We start from the raw sequence: 16,271 nt of genomic DNA, 5'->3' as shown, positions 1-16,271 counted from the left end.
CTGTGCAAAACAAATATAAGACAGGCCTTACACTATGCGCATGCGTTTTCGTCACCTTGCCGGCACCCTGGCTTTCGGCCTGATTCTGCCGCTGACAGCCCTCGCCGAATCTGCCCTGCCCCGGGTCATGGTCTGGACTGCCTACGGCACAGGTGCTGCAGGTTATGCCCAGGCAGCGGCTCTCGGCGGCCTGCTCAAACACGAGGAAGGCAGCAACATCCGTATTCTTCCCGGCCGCAATGACGTATCACGGATGATCCCGCTGAAGAATGGCCGTGCCGACTATTGTCTGTGCGGTATCGCCAGCTATTTTGGTCAGGAAGGCATTTTTCTGTTCAATCGCCCCACCTGGGGTCCACAACCGATTCGCATGGTGCTGGCCAGCCAGGGCACCCAGAGCTTTGGCCTGGCTGCAGCCGCCGATACAGGGTTGGATTCACCCTCGGACCTGCGCGGACAAAGCATCATCTTTATTCGTGGCGCCGACTCGATCAACATGATCACCACCGCCATTCTCGCTTACGCCAACCTGACCTGGGACGATGTGCGCCGGGTCGATGCCGCTGGCACCAATGAAGCCATCGAAGCCATCATCAACGGCCATGCGGACGTGATGCCGATGTCGACCCGCACACCATTGATGGAGCGCATTGCCTCCAGTCCGCGCGGCATCAACTGGCTCGACATGCCAAATGAAACCGAAGAGGAACAGGCCGCCTGGGCACGCGCGCAACAGGTTATTCCATACTACCTGCCGCAGTTGGAAACCCGGGGCGCCGGCGTATCCGAGTCCAACCCCTGGCAAGGCGGCGGCTATGCGCTGCCGATTCTGGTCACCAATGCCAACCGTGATGACGAAGAAGTCTACGCCCTGACCCGCTTCGTCGATGAGCATTATGATGATTTCAAAAGCCTGGCTCCGGGGGCCGAAGGCTGGGAACTGAGCCGCCAGGTGTTCGACTGGGTCATGCCTTACCATGAAGGGGCTATCCGCTATTTCCGTGAGGCCGGCGTCTGGACCGATGAGCATCAGGCGCACAACGACGCCTTGCTGCAACGCCAGGCCATTCTGCTCAACGCCTGGGCCGAGTACCTGCCCCAGGCCAGTGAAGATGATTTTGCCATGGGCTGGATGCGTACACGTGCCCAGGCTCTGAGCGCCGAGGGCTTTGATCCCGGCTTCCGGCGCAACTGAGCGACGAACCCGCATCCAACCACCATCACCTGAATCGAGTACACCGCATGTCAGAACTACAAGAAGCCTTGCGCAATCCCGTTGCCGGGTTGTTGCTGCGCATTGTTGCTGTGCTGACCGCCGCACTGGCGATCTATCATATTTTCAATCTGGGCAGTTACACCGGCTATACCATGCTGACCGGCCAGTACATCTACGGCCTGCTGACCATGATGTTGCCAATGGTATTTATCGCCATCCCCGCAGCCCGTGGCCGACGCATCCACAGCGTCCCCTGGTATGACTGGATCATGGCTATCACCAGCTCGGCCTGCTGTATTTTCTTTATCTACCATTCAGAAACTGCCGTCGAACATGGCTGGGAGTATGAAGCACCGCAATACGTGGTCTACATCAGCTTGCTGACCTGGGCACTGGCGCTCGAAGCCACCCGTCGCTGCGGTGGCTGGCCGATTTTCACCGTGGTCTTTCTCGCCTCTATTTTTCCGATGTTCGCCGGCAAGCTGCCCGACAGTTTTGCCGGTATTCATACGCCAATTGATCTGGTCGCCATCTATCACACCAACAGTGACGAGAGCCTGCTCGGCATTCCTTCGCAGGCCTTTGCCAATCTGGTCATCGGCTTTCTGCTGTTCGGGATTGCCTTGCAACGTACCGGTGGCGGTAAATTCTTTATCGATCTTGCCTTTGCCCTGCTCGGCAAGGTGCGCGGTGGCCCGGCCAAGGTATCGATTTTTTCCAGCGGCCTGATGGGCTCAATGTCTGGCAGCGTGGTGACCAATGTACTGACCACCGGCCCATTGTCGATTCCCGCCATGCGCAAGGTTGGTTTTTCCAGGTCCTATGCCGCCGGGGTAGAAACCTGTGCGTCAACCGGGGGCGTATTGATGCCTCCGGTGATGGGGGCAACTGCCTTCGTTATGGCAACCTTCCTGGATATTCCCTACGGCGAAATCGCCATGGCCGCAGCGATTCCTTCGGCGCTGTATTTCTTCGGCCTGTTTGTACAGATCGATTTCTATGCCGGCCGCAACAACCTCAAGGGCCTGCCGGAAATCGAGCTGCCCAGCGTACGACAAACCCTGAAAGAAGGTTGGCACTACATTTTCGTTTTCGCCTTCCTGATCTGGATGTTGTTGTTCATGAAACAGGAAGCCATTGCGCCTTTCTATGCCACCGCCCTGCTGCTGGTCATCAACCAGTTGCGCAAGCACAGCCGCTGGGTATGGAAAGACTTCAAGGACTTTGCCGAATCCTGTGGCGCACTGTTCGCCGAACTGACCGGCCTGATGGCCGGGGTCGGCCTGATTATGGGCGCACTGGCAGTCTCCGGCATGTCCGGCACCATTGCCAATGACCTGCTGTTTATTGCCGGTGGCGATATCTTTATCCTGCTGCTGATGGGCGCACTGACCAGCTTTATTCTGGGTATCGGTATGCCGGTTACTGCCGCCTACATCTTCCTCGCCATTGCCCTTGCACCCGCGCTGGTCAACGGCGGCATGAATCCACTGGCGGTGCACCTGTTCATACTCTACTGGGGCATGCTCAGCTTTATCACCCCGCCAGTCGCCATTGGTGCCTTTGCCGCTGCTTCGGTGGCCGGCTCCAGCCCGATGAAAACCAGCTTCGTGTCGATGCAGATGGGCAGTATCATCTACTTCATTCCCTTCTTCTTCGTCCTTGAACCGGCGTTGATACTGCAAGGCACGCCGCGCGAAATCGTGGTCGCCATTGTCTGCGCCGTCGGCGGGATTCTGATGGTCGCAGGCGGCCTGCAGGGCTACCTGCCACGGCTCGGCAATCTGACTGAACGCGGCTTTCTGCATTGGCCGCTGCGCCTGATGCTGGTGGTCGGCGGCCTGTTACTGGCCATGCCACACAACCCACTGCTGGCGCTCAACGAATTGCAGCTGTTCCTGCTCTCGATCGGCATTCTTGTCGCTGCCTTTGTACTCGCAGGCTTGCACAAGAAACTGCAACCAGCCTGAGCCGGCGTCAGTCACGCAAAATGGCCACCTTCGGGTGGCCATTTTCGTAACTGTACCGCCGACTTCCTCACACCAGCGCCACCGGGGAAACCGGTGAACCCACCGCGCCCGGCAGGCGCAGCGGTGGCGCCGTCAGCATAAAGCGAGAGCGGTTATTGGCACGCAGATAGTGCGCCAGGTCGGTCAGGTACCAAAGCTCGCCGAGATGAATGCCGAGTTTGAACAGGCAGTGTTCGTGCAGTGGCAGCGCGGCGCAGCAGTGATCGGCGGTACCCGGGCGTGCCGGGTAGGCTTCTACCGCGTAATTATCGGCGATCAGCACGCTGAGACCACTGTCGGTGATCCACTGCAGCAAGGCCGCGTCACGCCCATCCAGAACGGCGCAGCTGTTTTCCAGCGTGTGCGCATCCGGTTCGCGCTGCATCCCCAGAACGACATCGGCAAATCCGGTATACAGGCAGACCATATCGCCGGACTCCACTTCGATACCGTCTGCCTGCATAATGGACTGCAGGCGAGCATGGTCGATCAGTTCGCGGGCATGACCACAGTGTTTTTCCAGATCGATCATCACCGCGCGGCCGCTGACGGCAGTTTCCGCCATCTTGTCGATACCCAGTCGCTTTGCCTCTACCCCTTCCAGGGCATCTTCGCTACCGCGGGGGCCAAGAATATCCTCACCGGCGCGCCAGCCGTTGTAGTACAGCGGTTCGGCCACGCCGTCACCATCGGCATCAAACAGTCCGCCGACATGCGCCAGCGCATCCCACTGGGTCGAGTACTGGGTAAACAGCAGCACGGCATCGTCACTGACCACATCGGTAAATTGCGGATTCAATCGCTGCAATGGAAAGTTGCAGTTTGGCGTGGCGGCTCGACCGGAGGTGAAGCGTCGCGGTGGATGCCGCAGTTTGTTCAGCGCATTGCCGCCGGGATAATCCAGCGGCAGACTGAGACAGAAACTGCGTCCCTCATGGACTTCAGCGACTCCCTGCAGCACCTTTTCCGGGGTCAGCATGTTGAGTCGGCCGACTTCGTCATCGGCACCAAAATCGCCCCAGTTGGAGCCCGGTGGTCGGTGTTTCCAGCGCATGAGTGCCTCTCTGTCATATTTATTGTTGTATAGCCACCATGCCACCCGGCGAACAACCGGAGCAGCTCTATTGATCTGCGTGTTGGCTGGTGATCAGGCGAAACTCACCTGTCTGGCTTTACGGCCACTGTTCAGGCAACCATAATCCAGCCACAGGATTCCAGACAGCGCAAGCGAGCCCCTTTTGTCGGCTACTTTCTCATCCACCGCTACCCAGTGCAGCTCTGCCAGGCAGAACCTGATCGGTTTTCTGTCGATCGCCCTGGCAGCGTTCATCGTGCAAATACTGGCCTTTGCTCCGGTATTCAACTTATACGACGACGGCATCATTGCCTTTGGTGCCATGCGCGTACTGGGTGGCGAAATACCCTATCGGGATTTCTGGAGCATGTATGGACCCGGCCAGTTCTATGCTGTGGCCGGCTTGTTTGCAGCTTTCGGTACCGATGACCTGACTGTGCGCCTGTATGGCATAACGCTGAAAGCCTTGAGTACCGCAACATGCTTCAGCCTGGTGCGTCTGAATACCGGCCCACTGGTCGCCATGGGGGCAGCCGCTATCGGCTTCCTTGTTCTGTTCGGCATGCAACTGGATGGTTTTCCGGTTTTCCCCGCCTTGCTGTTGCTGATGTTGGCCATACTCAGTCTACCGCGGTCCAGCAACCCTGCTGCCCCTCGCCTGTTGCTGACAGGCGCGATCATTGGTCTGGCAGCGTTGTTCCGCCATGACCTGGGGTTCTATTTTTGCCTGGCACTGGCAGCCATGGTCAGCCACCAGCAATTCGTCAGCCGGGCCAACAAGACCGAGGCGCTCTGGCACACAGGACGCATCTGCAGTGGGTATGCGCTCGGCGTGCTGGTAGTTCTGCTGCCCGTGTTCCTGCTTTTACTCCGGGCTGCCGGGGCTGAGGACTTGTGGTTCAACCTGGTTCTGGCGCCGGCTACCATCTACGCCGACCACCGCGCTTTGCCGTGGCCCGGCAGCGATTTGCTGGCCATCTCCCGCCACCATTATTCAGTTCTGGCAGAGTATGCGGTTTATCTGCCCTTTCTGGCTCTACCGATTCTGCTGCTCACCCATATCAGGCTGCGCCGTCAGCGAACGTACACAGCGCAACCCGAGCGCTCGAGCCTGCTGGTGCTGTTGGCTGTGTGCAGTTTGCTGTTTACGCTCAAAGGCAGTGTTCGCGTGTCCGCTGTGCATATGTTGCCTGCCATTCTGCTGTCCGTGATTTGCCTGGCCAGCCTGTGGCCGCAGCTGCGACCCGGGCTTATCCGCGCGCCGGCCAGCTTGGCGTTGCTACTGGTATCCGCTGTCTTGGCCGGCGCGGCCTGCCTGCCCGGGATTCAACTGGTGAAGAACAACCTGAGCCAGAATCTTGACCACTGGCTCAGCACACCCGTCCAGCTGCCGTGCCAGGACAGCCAGTTGCCACGCGGCCACTGCGTGGCAGTGGATGCTGACTATCAACGGGCAAGTGACTATATCCTTGCCCACACCCAGCCAGGCGACCCTATCTATGTCGGAAGTGGCCGGCACGACAAGGTTTTCGTCAATGCTGTCGGCTTGTACTTTTTGCTCGACCGGTCAAGCGCGACCTATTGGCATGAGCTGCACCCGGGCATCCAGACCCAGGCACGGGTACAGCAGGAGATGATCGACAGCTTCACGCGCCAGCCGCCCCGCCTGGCAATACTTGATGAGCGCTGGGACAGCATGCAGGAGCCGAATGCGTCGGCTCAGTCCAGTGGCAACCATGCATTGGATGTTTTTTTCCGCGAGCATTATACGGAAAGCGCCCGTTTCGGCCCGATACGCGTCTTGCAGCCCATTGCAGCAGCGTTCGAGTAGGCAAAAAAAACCCCGAACTTCTATGGGGAGAAAAGTTCGGGGTCTAACCACCGGGCTGTGCTAGGGGAAGAATGCCCGGTTCGATTTGCCAACACTAAATCACATCTAGGGAGCTTGAAGGGCTTACCAGCCATTCACTAACTCTGACGAGGCTGTGCGGGTTAAGTTCAAAAAAGTTGTCAGACGGATAAGTTATCAGGCCAGGGCTGTTTATAAGTCGTCCCTAATGCGCCTGATCCCAGTTATCACCGACACCCACATCCACCACCAGCGGCACATCCAGCTCGGCCGCTTCACTCATGTGTTTGCGCAAGCCCTCGCTCAGCGCGTCCAGCTGGTCGTCACGCACTTCCAGAACCAGTTCATCGTGTACCTGCATGACCATGCGCGCGTCCAGCCCACTCTCCTCTAGCCAGGCATCCACCGCCAGCATGGCACGCTTGATGATGTCTGCAGCAGTGCCCTGCATTGGCGCGTTGATAGCGGTGCGCTCAGCGCCCTTGCGCATGGCCTGGTTCTTGGCGTTGATTTCCGGCAGGTAGAGGCGACGACCAAAGAGGGTTTCCACATAGCCCTGTTCGGCCGCTTGCTTCCGTGTGCGCTCCATATAATCCAGCACACCGGGGTAGCGCTCGAAATAGCGGTCGATATATTCCTGCGCCTGCTTGCGGTCGACATCGATCTGCTTGGCCAGACCGAAAGCGCTCATGCCATAGATCAGGCCGAAGTTGATTGCCTTGGAGCGACGCCGCTGATCGGCACTGACCTCCTCCAGCGGCACGCCAAAAACTTCGGCGGCAGTGGCCTTGTGCACATCCAGATTATTGCGGAAGGCCTCCAGCAGGCCCGGATCCTGGGCCAGATGGGCCATGATCCGCAGCTCGATCTGTGAATAATCCGCTGCGACCAGGCGATAGCCCTCGGGGGCAATAAAAGCCTGGCGAATACGCCGCCCTTCGGCGGTGCGGATGGGGATATTCTGCAGATTGGGATCGGAGGACGATAATCGCCCGGTGGCCGTCACCGCCTGGTGGTAACTGGTATGAATGCGGTGCGTACGCGGATTGATCTGCTCTGGCAGACGGTCGGTATAGGTGCTTTTCAGCTTGCTCACGGTGCGGTACTGCATGATTACCTGTGGCAGCTCATAGCCCTGCTCGGCCAACTCGGCAAGGACCGATTCAGCGGTCGAAGGCTGCCCTTTGGCGGTCTTGCTGATCACCGGCAGGCCCTGCTTTTCATACAGGATAACGCCCAGTTGCTTGGGTGAACCCAGGTTGAATTCCTGGCCGGCCAGATCATAGGCCTGCTGCTGCAAATCGAGCATTTTCTCGCCCAGCTCACGGCTTTGCACACCCAACAATTTAGGATCAACCAGAGCGCCGTTGCGCTCGATCCGCGCCAGTACCGGCACCAGAGGAATTTCAATCTCCTGTAACACCCTGGCCAGACCCGGCTCGGCTTGCAGGCGCGGCCACAGATGCTGGTGCAAACGCAGTGTGATATCGGCATCTTCCGCGGCATACGGACCCGCCTGCTCCAGCGCAATCTGGTCAAAGGTCAGTTGCTTGGCACCCTTGCCGGCGATATCGGTAAAACGCGTAGTGCTCTGCCCCAGGTACTTCAGCGCCAGGCTGTCCATGTCATGCCGGGTGGCTGTCGCATCCAGCACATAGGATTCCAGCATGGTATCGAAGCGTACCCCGCGCACCTGAATACCACAGCGCTCCAGCACGTTGATGTCGTACTTGGCGTGCTGCGCCACTTTCGGCTTGTCCGGATCTTCCAGCAGCGGTTTGAGCGCGGCCAGTACCGTCTCGCGGTCCAGTTGGTCAGGCGCGCCCATGTAGTTGTGGGCCAACGGGATATACGCCGCTTCATGCGGGCTGACCGCCAGGGATACACCCACCAGCTCGGCCAGTTGTGCATGCACACTGGTGGTTTCGGTATCAAAGGCAAACAGCTCGGCCTGCTGCAGTTTGTCTATCCAGAGATCAAACCCGGCCTGGTCCAGGATTGTCTGGTAATCATTCTCCACCTCGGCTTCCGGCGTCTCTGCCGCTGTCTCGCTGGATTCCTCTAGCGTCGCCCCTTTGGCATTACGCTCGTCGCCAGCCTCTTCGCTGCGCTGGGCACGCAACAGTTCATCCAGCCAGGTCTTGAACTCCAGCTCGCGATACAGTGTCAGCAGGGCCTCGCGATCCGGTGCCTGGGGTTCCAGTTCATCGACTTTGACCTCCAGCGGTACATCAATCTTGATCGTCGCCAGCTCATAGGACAGATAGGCCATGTCCTTGTGTTCAAGCAGTTTCTCCGGCAGCTTTTTTGCACCACGAATCGGCAGCTCGCGAACATGTTCCAGGTTGGCGTAGAGCACATCCAGGCCGCCACCAATACCGGTCAGCAAACCCAACGCGGTTTTCTCGCCCACACCCGGCACGCCGGGAATGTTGTCGACCTTGTCACCCATCAGCGCCAGATAGTCGATGATCAGCTCAGGACCAAGACCGAATTTGTCGTGTACACCCTGAATATCCATTACCGTCCCGGTCATGGTATTGACCAGGGTGATATGGGCATCGACCAGCTGTGCCATGTCCTTGTCACCGGTGGAAATCACCACCTCACGGCCGGCCGCTGCACTTTGCCGCGCCAGGGTGCCGATCACGTCATCCGCCTCAACCCCTTCGATGCACAGCAATGGCAAGCCCAGGGCGCGGACACTGGCATGCAGCGGCTCGACCTGGGAACGCAACTCATCGGGCATGGGCGGGCGCTGAGCCTTGTATTCGGCAAACAGCTCATCGCGAAAGGTTGGCCCCTTGGCATCGAACACCACGGCAAAGGGACTCTTCGGATACTGTTTGCGCAAGCTCTTGAGCATATTCAGCACCCCTTTGACCGCCCCGGTCGGCTGACCGCTGGATGTGGTCAGGGGCGGCAGGGCGTGAAAGGCACGGTATAGGTAGGAAGAGCCATCTACCAGAATCAGTGGAGCGTGGTCGGTCATGCGCTGGATCAACTATGCAAGTGAAAAAGGGTCTAAGATAGAAGCATCATTCATACAAAGGACAAGAGTATCATGACCACACAACTTCGCCTTGCTCTGGGCACGCTGCTGCTTGCCCTGTGTCTACCACTGAGCGCGCAGGACAACCTGACCGCTGAACCGGAAGTGACCATCCGCGAAGATGGCGACCGCATTATCGAGGAATACCGGATGAACGGTTTCCTCTACGCGATCAAGATCACACCGCCCAGTGGCGCCCCTTATTTCCTTGTCGCGGTCGACGAGGAAGGCAACTTTGCCCGTGCTGATCAGGTGCAGCAGGGGCTACGCATTCCCAGCTGGAAAGTCTTCGAGTGGTAGATCGCTGATGTCGGTATTTACCCCGGTCAATCGCAGCGAGCTGGAAGATTTTCTCACTGCCTTTGACCTCGGCCGGTTACTGGATTACCAAGGCATCGAAGGGGGCAGCGAAAACAGCAATTTTTTCGTTGCCACCAGTCGCGGTGAATATGTGCTGACCCTGATTGAGCGTGGCCCGGTGCAGGCGCTGGATTTTTTTATCCAGCTGCTGGCAGAGCTGCATGAGTCCTGCTTGCCTGTGCCCTACGCCATTGAAAATCGCAACGGACAATGCCTGCAACAGCTGAATGGTCGACCAGCACTGCTGCAACCGCGCCTGCCCGGCAAGCACCTGAATGCACCCAACCCGAGTGACTGCCAGGCAGTCGGTACTGCTCTGGCACAGCTGCACCAGGCCAGCAGTCAGAGCCGACTGGAGCGGCGCAGTGACCGTGGCCTGGACTGGCTGTCAGAGCAAGGTGCCTTACTGGCTGCCGAACTGGAAACGGGTGAATTGCGCTCGCAGCTGGAACGGACAGTAAGCTGCATCAACCAGTGGCGGCAACAACCGCCGGCTTTACCTCGTGCGATTGTGCATGCCGACCTGTTCCGCGACAACGTGATGTTTGATGGTCACCACCTGAGTGGAATCATCGATTTCTACAATGCCCACAGCGGCATTACCCTGTATGACGTGGCAATCGCCTGCAATGACTGGTGCGTGAACAGCCAGTGCCAGCTGGATCCGGCACGAACCCGGGCACTGCTGGCCGGCTATGCCGCCTTGCGCCCATTCAATCCTGCGGAACTGGATGCCTGGCCGGAGATGCTGCGTATTGCGGCACTGCGCTTCTGGCTTTCACGCCAGCATGCAGCCACACAGCATCAGGACCAACCCGGTGTTCTGGTCAAAGACCCGGCGCATTTCCAGCGCATTTTTGCCCAGCACCGGCAGGTCAGCATCGGCCTGCCGCTGGCACTCTGAAACCGGTTACAACTGCTCCAGACAGCCCGCCAGATTGTCCGCCAGCTGCTGAAGCAAAGCCGCATAACCCTCAGCATCAACAGCAAGATCAACACCCAGGGGGTCCAGTTCACCTTGCTCAACCGGCAAATCACGGGTCAGGCTCTGCACCAGTCGCGGGGTAAATTGCGGTTCGGTAAATACGCAAACGCGCCCGCTGCTGCGCAATTGCTCACGCAACAGGTTGATCTGTCGCGCACCAGGCTGAACCTCGTGGGATACGCTGAATACGCCACGAGCCTGCAGACCGTAGTGGTCCTCGAAATACCCGTAGGCATCATGAAATACGAAATAGCCTTTGTTTTGCAGTGGCGCAAACCGCTCTGTCAGTTCCGCGTCGAGTGCCGCGATGCGCGCATCAAAAGCAGCCTGATTGGCCTGAATTTGTTCGGCATACTCAGGAAACAGCGCGCTCAGGTCTGCCGCCATGAAACGCGCAATCACCCGCGCATTGTCCGGTGACAACCAGATGTGCGCATCCACAGAGCCCGGGCCATGGTCATGGTCGGCGTGGTCGGCGTGGTCGGCGTGGTCGGCGTGGTCGGCGTGGTCATTGTGGCCTGAATGCTCCGCATGATCGTGATGATCATCATGGTCATGGCCAGCATGGCCCTCTTCGCTGGCATGGCTCTGCTCTGAATGGCGTTGCTGTGGGAAACTGCGCGTCTGCAGACCATCAATGCTCAGCAGGGCTTTGGCGCTACCTTCCTCCGCCATCAGGCTTTGCAGGAACAATTCCAGATCAGGGCCCACCCAGTAAATACGGTCGGCCGCAATCAGCATGCGGCGATCGGACGGGCGCATGGCGTAAGCGTGCGGGGAGGCACCTGGTGGCAACAACACATCCACCTGGGCAACATCGGCCAGAACTGCCGTGGCAATCTGCTGAAGCGGCTTGATGGTGGTGACGACTCGGGGCTGATCAGCCTGAGCAAAGGATGGCAAGGCCAGCAACAGCAGGATGGCCGGCAACAGACGCAGCATGGGGCATACCTCAAGGAACGGGTTTGTTATATAATAACAGCTGATTGCCTGTCAGATACAGCGTCGCGCCATTTGGCGCTCGCCAGGAGTATTGCATGACCACCCAGCACCACCACGGTGACGAGCACCAGCACGACCATCAGCAATGCGTTGATCACGCGCTGGCTGCCGCCGAGCATGTCTGCGCCCGTGATGGCGTTCGCTTCACCACCCTGCGCCGACGGGTGCTGGAACTGGTCTGGCAGAGTCACAAACCACTTGGCGCCTATGACATTCTGGAGACCCTGTCCCGCGATGACGGTCGCCGCGCAGCACCGCCCACCGTGTATCGCGCTCTGGACTTCCTGCTCGACAATGGCCTGATCCATCGCATTGCCTCATTGAATGCCTTTATCGGTTGCACCAGCCCTGAACACAGCCATCAGGGCCAGTTCCTGATTTGCCGTGAATGCCGCGTTGCCATTGAGCTTGACCACAGCGACATCCACCAGGCAATCGAACATAGTGCCCAGGCACATGGCTTTGCCGTGGAATCGGAGACGGTGGAAGTGCTCGGCCTGTGCCGTCAATGCCGGAGCCATTGATGAGTGAACAGCTGCTTGGTCTTGAAGACGTCAACCTGCAACTCAACGGCAACAACATTCTCGAACAGGTCAGCCTGTCGGTTCGCCGCGGTGAAGTCGTTACCCTGATTGGGCCCAATGGCGCCGGCAAGACCAGCCTGGTACGCATCGTTCTCGGCCTGCTGGCCGCCGATTCCGGCCAGGTTCAGCGCCACTCGGGTCTGCGCATTGGGTATATGCCACAAAAGTTGCAGGTCGATGCCACCCTGCCGTTGACGGTGGAACGTTTTCTGCTGCTGTCACCCGGCACCCGGCGCCCGGCTGCGGAAGCCGCACTGAGTGAAGTCGGCGCCAGCCATTTGCTCAAGCGCCCGCTGCAACAGGTCTCCGGCGGCGAATTGCAACGCATCCTGTTGGCCCGCGCACTGCTGCGCAAGCCAGACCTGCTGGTACTGGATGAGCCGGTCCAGGGGGTTGACGTCAACGGTCAGATCGAACTCTATCAGCTGATCACCCGCCTGCGTGACCGCTACAATTGCGGCGTGCTCATGGTCTCGCATGACCTGCACCTGGTTATGGCCACCACCAACACCGTAGTCTGCCTGAACCGCCATGTCTGCTGTTCCGGACATCCGGAACAGGTCAGCACGGACCCGGCTTTTGTCGCCATGTTTGGCGAGCAGGCCAGTGCTCTGGCGGTCTACAACCACCATCATGACCACGACCATGACCTGCATGGTGAAGTGATTCCCGGCAGCCACAGCCACGGACCCGACTGCAAACATGCCTGATTTTCTGCTTTATGCTCTGATTGCCGGCATTGCGCTGGCGCTGGTCGCCGGCCCGCTGGGTTCCTTTGTGGTCTGGCGGCGCATGGCCTACTTTGGCGACACGCTGGCGCATTCGGCCTTGCTGGGTATTGCCTTCGGCATGCTGCTGGACATCAATCTGACCCTGGCGGTTACCGTCGGTTGCATCCTGCTGGCAGTTTTGCTGGTCGCACTGCAACAGAAGAACTGGCTGGCCAGTGACACCCTGCTCGGTATTCTGGCGCACTCCACACTGTCACTGGGCCTGGTCGTGCTGGCGTTGACCGACAATGTACGCATCGACCTGATGGCCTATCTGTTTGGCGATCTGCTGGCTATCAGCATCGAAGACTTGCAGTGGATGCTCGGCGGAATTCTGCTGGTCATGCTGCTGATGGGCCTGCTCTGGCGCAGCCTGTTGTCGATTACCGTGCATGAGGAACTGGCGCGGGTAGAAGGCTTGCCGGTCACTGCCATTCGCCTGGCATTGATGCTGCTGATTGCCATCGTGATCGCCGTCGCGATGAAGATCGTCGGTGTGCTGCTGATCACATCACTGTTGATCATTCCGCCGGCGGCGGCTCAGCGCCACGCCCGCACCCCGGAGCAGATGGCCTTCGGAGCCAGCCTGCTGGGCTGTCTGGCGGTATTGGGAGGGCTTGCGATGTCCTGGTATCTCGACACACCGGCCGGCCCCTCGATTGTGGTGACCGCCGCCGGTCTGTTCATCTTCGCGCTGAGCATTCCCCGGCGCAGTTGAGCGAAGGTTATTCCTGCATTACGCGCGGCAGCCAGTGCGCCAGTTCCTGCGGCTTCAATGGCGGACGAATAAAACCGGCATACTGGCCTTGCGGATCGACCAGGATCACCTGGCCGCTGTGATCGACCAGATAGTTTTCTTCACTGGTATCCGGCTCGATATAGGCCACCGACAAGGCCTGGGCCAAACGCGCCAACTCTTCCGGATCACCGGTCGCACCCTTGAAACCGGCATCGAAGAAACTCAGGTAGCTACTCATCTGTTCCGGCGTATCGCGATTGGGGTCGACACTGACCATGGTCACCTGCAACTGCTCGCGGCGCTCTTCCGGCAAGGCGCTGACCAGTTGACGCAATTCAGCCATGGTCGTCGGGCAAATATCCGGGCAGAAAGTGTAACCGAAGAACAGCAGGTCCCATTGACCAACCAGGTCATCGCGTCCCCAGGCCGTAGCAGCCGCCGAACGCAAGCTGACCTCGGGGATCGAGCGCGGCTGCTCGAACAGGAAAATCCCCGCGCGGGACAGTTGATCACGGTCCAGCGGCACCGGACGAGTCACCTTGTTCACCGTCAAACCAATCACTACCGCTACCGCAGCAACCATCACGATTACGGTTTTCTGAATCCCGGTCAGAGCCATCCGGCCACTCCCACGTAATGATCGACCAGCAGGGCAACAAACAGCCACAACAGATACCAGAGAGAGAATTTGAACGTCTTGATCGCGGCCTGCTCTCGGCTGTCGCGATACAGCGCCCAGGCCCAGTCAATAAACCGCGCACCCAGCACCAGCGCAGCAGCCAGATAGATCGGGCCGCTCATCTGGATAACAAAAGGCAACACGCTGACCGCCAGCAGAATAAAGGTATACAGCAGGATATGCAGCTTGGTGTAAGCCACGCCGTGGGTGACCGGCAGCATGGGGATATCCACCTTGGCGTACTCTTCCTTGCGATGGATTGCCAGAGCCCAGAAATGCGGCGGAGTCCAGGCGAAGATAATCAGCACCAGCAACAGCCCTTCAGCATTGACCTGCCCGGTGACTGCTGTCCAGCCAAGCAGCGGTGGTGCCGCACCTGCCAGACCACCGATGACGATATTCTGGGGTGTTGCACGCTTGAGAAATGAGGTGTAAACCACGGCATAACCGAGTAGCGATCCCAGTGTCAGCCAAGCCGTCAACGCGTTGATCCAGTTGAGCAGGATCAGCATGCCGGTGGCACCCAGTACCAGGGCAAACAGCAAGGCATTCAGCGGGTTGACGCGGCCCTGGGCCATCGGACGACGCTGGGTACGCGCCATATGAATATCGATGCGTCGGTCAACCAGATGATTGATCGCGGCAGCGCTGCCGGCACACAGGGCAATACCCAGATTGCCGAGGATAAGCACATGCCACGGCACAGCGCCTTCGGTTGCCAGCAGCATGCCGATAGCCGATGTAATGATCATCAGCGCGACGACACGCGGCTTGGTCAGTTCCAGATAGTCGCGCCAGCCGACTGTCGTCCCTTCGCGAGTATTGCTCAACGTTGCCATGGCTACCTCCCCCAACGCCCGAAGCGCCTGATTATTCTTGTATGTTTTGCCGCCCAGTATGCGGTCTGATTCAGTGGCTGGCCAGCCCCAATCCATCCGCAGATCGGGAAAAAACCCGGCTGTGCCGATCGCTGCGCAAACGGTAAACCACCGTGACCATGACCAACAGCAATACTGCCCCGAAAGCATTGTGCGCAACAGCCACCGCCAGCGGCAGATGCGCCAGCACGTTGGTGATGCCCAGAGCGACTTGCACCGCCAACGCCAGCGCCAGCAGGCCTGCCAGGCGCACCAGCCCCAGGCTCAGCAATTGCCCGGCCAGCAGCAATACCGCAAACAACGTAACCAGCGCGCCGATCCGATGAGTCATGTGAATCGCGGTACGCGCCGGACCGTCCATTTGCCCGCCCAGGTAGTTGGGGCCAATTTCCTGCATCACGTTGAAGCCGGTGGCAAAGTCGGTCTCCGGCCACCATTCACCGTGGCAAGTCGGAAAATCCACACAGGCCACTGCCGCGTAATTGGTACTGGTCCAGCCACCCAGGGTGATCTGCGTTATCACGATGGCCAGCACCACCCAGGCCAGTTTGCGCAAGCGTGCTACGCGCTGACCACTCAGTGCCGGAAATTTCCCGGACAGACGCAGGCATAACAGAGTCAGCAGGCTCAAGGTGGCAAAGCCACCGAGCAAATGCCCGGTGACCACTTGTGGCCAGAGCTTGAGCGTGACTGTCCACATGCCGAAAATGGCCTGAGCGGTTACCATCAACAACAACCCGAAGCAAAGCAATACCGGATAGCCCGGCTGCTTGCGCTGGCGCAGGCTGTATACAGCCAGACCCAGAATCATCAGACCCAGCACACCGGCGACATAGCGGTGAATCATTTCAACCCAGGCCTTGAACATTTCCAGCGGCTCATCGGGAAAACGCAGCTGCGCCATCTCAAGGCCGGTTTCACTGCGTGGCACGGACAGAAAGCCATAACAACCAGGCCAGTCCGGACAACCCAGGCCAGCGTGTACCAGCCGCGTATAGGCACCGAGAATCACCACCACAAAGCCCAGGCCAAGGGCGCAAAGAGCCAGCCAGAATCCAGGTTTGCGCATGCTC

At 59.0% G+C, this 16,271-nt stretch carries 14 protein-coding genes; 8 read left to right on the top strand and 6 right to left on the bottom strand.

Features of this window, described 5'->3' with window-relative positions:
- Nucleotides 1–34: 34 nt before the first annotated feature.
- Both BLU07_RS17060 and BLU07_RS17055 read left to right on the top strand, forming a co-directional pair.
- On the top strand, nt 35–1,195 hold the full coding sequence (locus tag BLU07_RS17060; protein WP_092389294.1) for a TAXI family TRAP transporter solute-binding subunit: 1,161 nt from the start codon (nt 35–37) through the stop codon (nt 1,193–1,195).
- Nucleotides 1,196–1,242: 47 nt separating this feature from the next.
- The gene (locus BLU07_RS17055) at nt 1,243–3,186 is read left to right on the top strand and encodes a TRAP transporter permease (RefSeq protein WP_092389292.1); all 1,944 of its coding nucleotides are present in this window, start codon (nt 1,243–1,245) and stop codon (nt 3,184–3,186) included.
- A gap of 67 nt (nt 3,187–3,253) precedes the next feature.
- Here BLU07_RS17055 and BLU07_RS17050 read toward each other — a convergent pair whose 3' ends face one another.
- Nucleotides 3,254–4,279 (bottom strand): cyclase family protein, encoded by a 1,026-nt coding sequence (locus BLU07_RS17050; RefSeq protein ID WP_092389290.1) that lies wholly within the window; start codon nt 4,277–4,279, stop codon nt 3,254–3,256.
- A gap of 184 nt (nt 4,280–4,463) precedes the next feature.
- On the opposite strand from BLU07_RS17050, the gene BLU07_RS17045 reads away from it, so the two are divergent.
- Nucleotides 4,464–6,131, top strand: a complete 1,668-nt coding sequence (locus BLU07_RS17045) for a hypothetical protein (protein WP_092389288.1) — start codon at nt 4,464–4,466, stop codon at nt 6,129–6,131.
- A gap of 223 nt (nt 6,132–6,354) precedes the next feature.
- Here the strand turns inward: BLU07_RS17045 and polA are convergent, their stop codons facing one another.
- Nucleotides 6,355–9,141, bottom strand: a complete 2,787-nt coding sequence (gene polA / locus BLU07_RS17040; protein ID WP_092389286.1) for a DNA polymerase I — start codon at nt 9,139–9,141, stop codon at nt 6,355–6,357.
- A 72-nt stretch (nt 9,142–9,213) separates the two neighbouring features.
- Between polA and BLU07_RS17035 the strand changes: the two genes are divergently transcribed.
- Nucleotides 9,214–9,501 (top strand): DUF2782 domain-containing protein, encoded by a 288-nt coding sequence (locus tag BLU07_RS17035; RefSeq protein WP_092389284.1) that lies wholly within the window; start codon nt 9,214–9,216, stop codon nt 9,499–9,501.
- A 7-nt stretch (nt 9,502–9,508) separates the two neighbouring features.
- Complete coding sequence (locus tag BLU07_RS17030) at nt 9,509–10,465, top strand: homoserine kinase (RefSeq protein WP_092389282.1); 957 nt, start codon at nt 9,509–9,511, stop codon at nt 10,463–10,465.
- A gap of 6 nt (nt 10,466–10,471) precedes the next feature.
- On the opposite strand, the gene znuA is transcribed toward BLU07_RS17030, so the two are convergent.
- Nucleotides 10,472–11,488, bottom strand: coding sequence for a zinc ABC transporter substrate-binding protein ZnuA (znuA, locus tag BLU07_RS17025; RefSeq protein ID WP_092389280.1), 1,017 nt, complete (start codon nt 11,486–11,488; stop codon nt 10,472–10,474).
- 95 nt (nt 11,489–11,583) lie between these two features.
- On the opposite strand from znuA, the gene BLU07_RS17020 reads away from it, so the two are divergent.
- Genes BLU07_RS17020 through znuB form a run of 3 tightly spaced genes read left to right on the top strand, consistent with a single transcriptional unit; the run spans nt 11,584 to nt 13,620 of the window.
- Entirely contained in the window at nt 11,584–12,072 is a 489-nt protein-coding gene (locus BLU07_RS17020) for a Fur family transcriptional regulator (protein ID WP_092389278.1), read from the top strand.
- Nucleotides 12,072–12,842, top strand: a complete 771-nt coding sequence (gene znuC / locus BLU07_RS17015; protein ID WP_092389276.1) for a zinc ABC transporter ATP-binding protein ZnuC — start codon at nt 12,072–12,074, stop codon at nt 12,840–12,842. The genes BLU07_RS17020 and znuC overlap by 1 nt, the downstream gene beginning before the upstream one ends.
- Nucleotides 12,835–13,620 carry a zinc ABC transporter permease subunit ZnuB gene (gene znuB / locus BLU07_RS17010; protein WP_092389274.1) on the top strand — a complete coding sequence of 262 codons (786 nt, stop codon included), beginning with the start codon at nt 12,835–12,837 and terminating at the stop codon, nt 13,618–13,620. The genes znuC and znuB overlap by 8 nt, the downstream gene beginning before the upstream one ends.
- A 7-nt stretch (nt 13,621–13,627) precedes the next feature.
- Here the strand turns inward: znuB and BLU07_RS17005 are convergent, their stop codons facing one another.
- The 3 genes from BLU07_RS17005 to BLU07_RS16995 form a co-directional block, all read right to left on the bottom strand.
- Nucleotides 13,628–14,254, bottom strand: coding sequence for an SCO family protein (locus BLU07_RS17005; RefSeq protein WP_092389983.1), 627 nt, complete (start codon nt 14,252–14,254; stop codon nt 13,628–13,630).
- A complete protein-coding gene (gene cyoE, locus BLU07_RS17000; RefSeq protein ID WP_092389272.1) occupies nt 14,251–15,159 on the bottom strand; it encodes a heme o synthase in 909 nt (302 codons plus the stop codon). The genes BLU07_RS17005 and cyoE overlap by 4 nt, the downstream gene beginning before the upstream one ends.
- A gap of 70 nt (nt 15,160–15,229) precedes the next feature.
- Complete coding sequence (locus tag BLU07_RS16995; protein ID WP_092389981.1) at nt 15,230–16,267, bottom strand: COX15/CtaA family protein; 1,038 nt, start codon at nt 16,265–16,267, stop codon at nt 15,230–15,232.
- Nucleotides 16,268–16,271 lie beyond the last annotated feature (4 nt).

This window comes from Halopseudomonas salegens (assembly GCF_900105655.1).
In the GTDB taxonomy this organism is placed as follows: Bacteria; Pseudomonadota; Gammaproteobacteria; order Pseudomonadales; family Pseudomonadaceae; genus Halopseudomonas; species Halopseudomonas salegens.
This window is presented reverse-complemented; position numbering and strand designations above follow the sequence as displayed.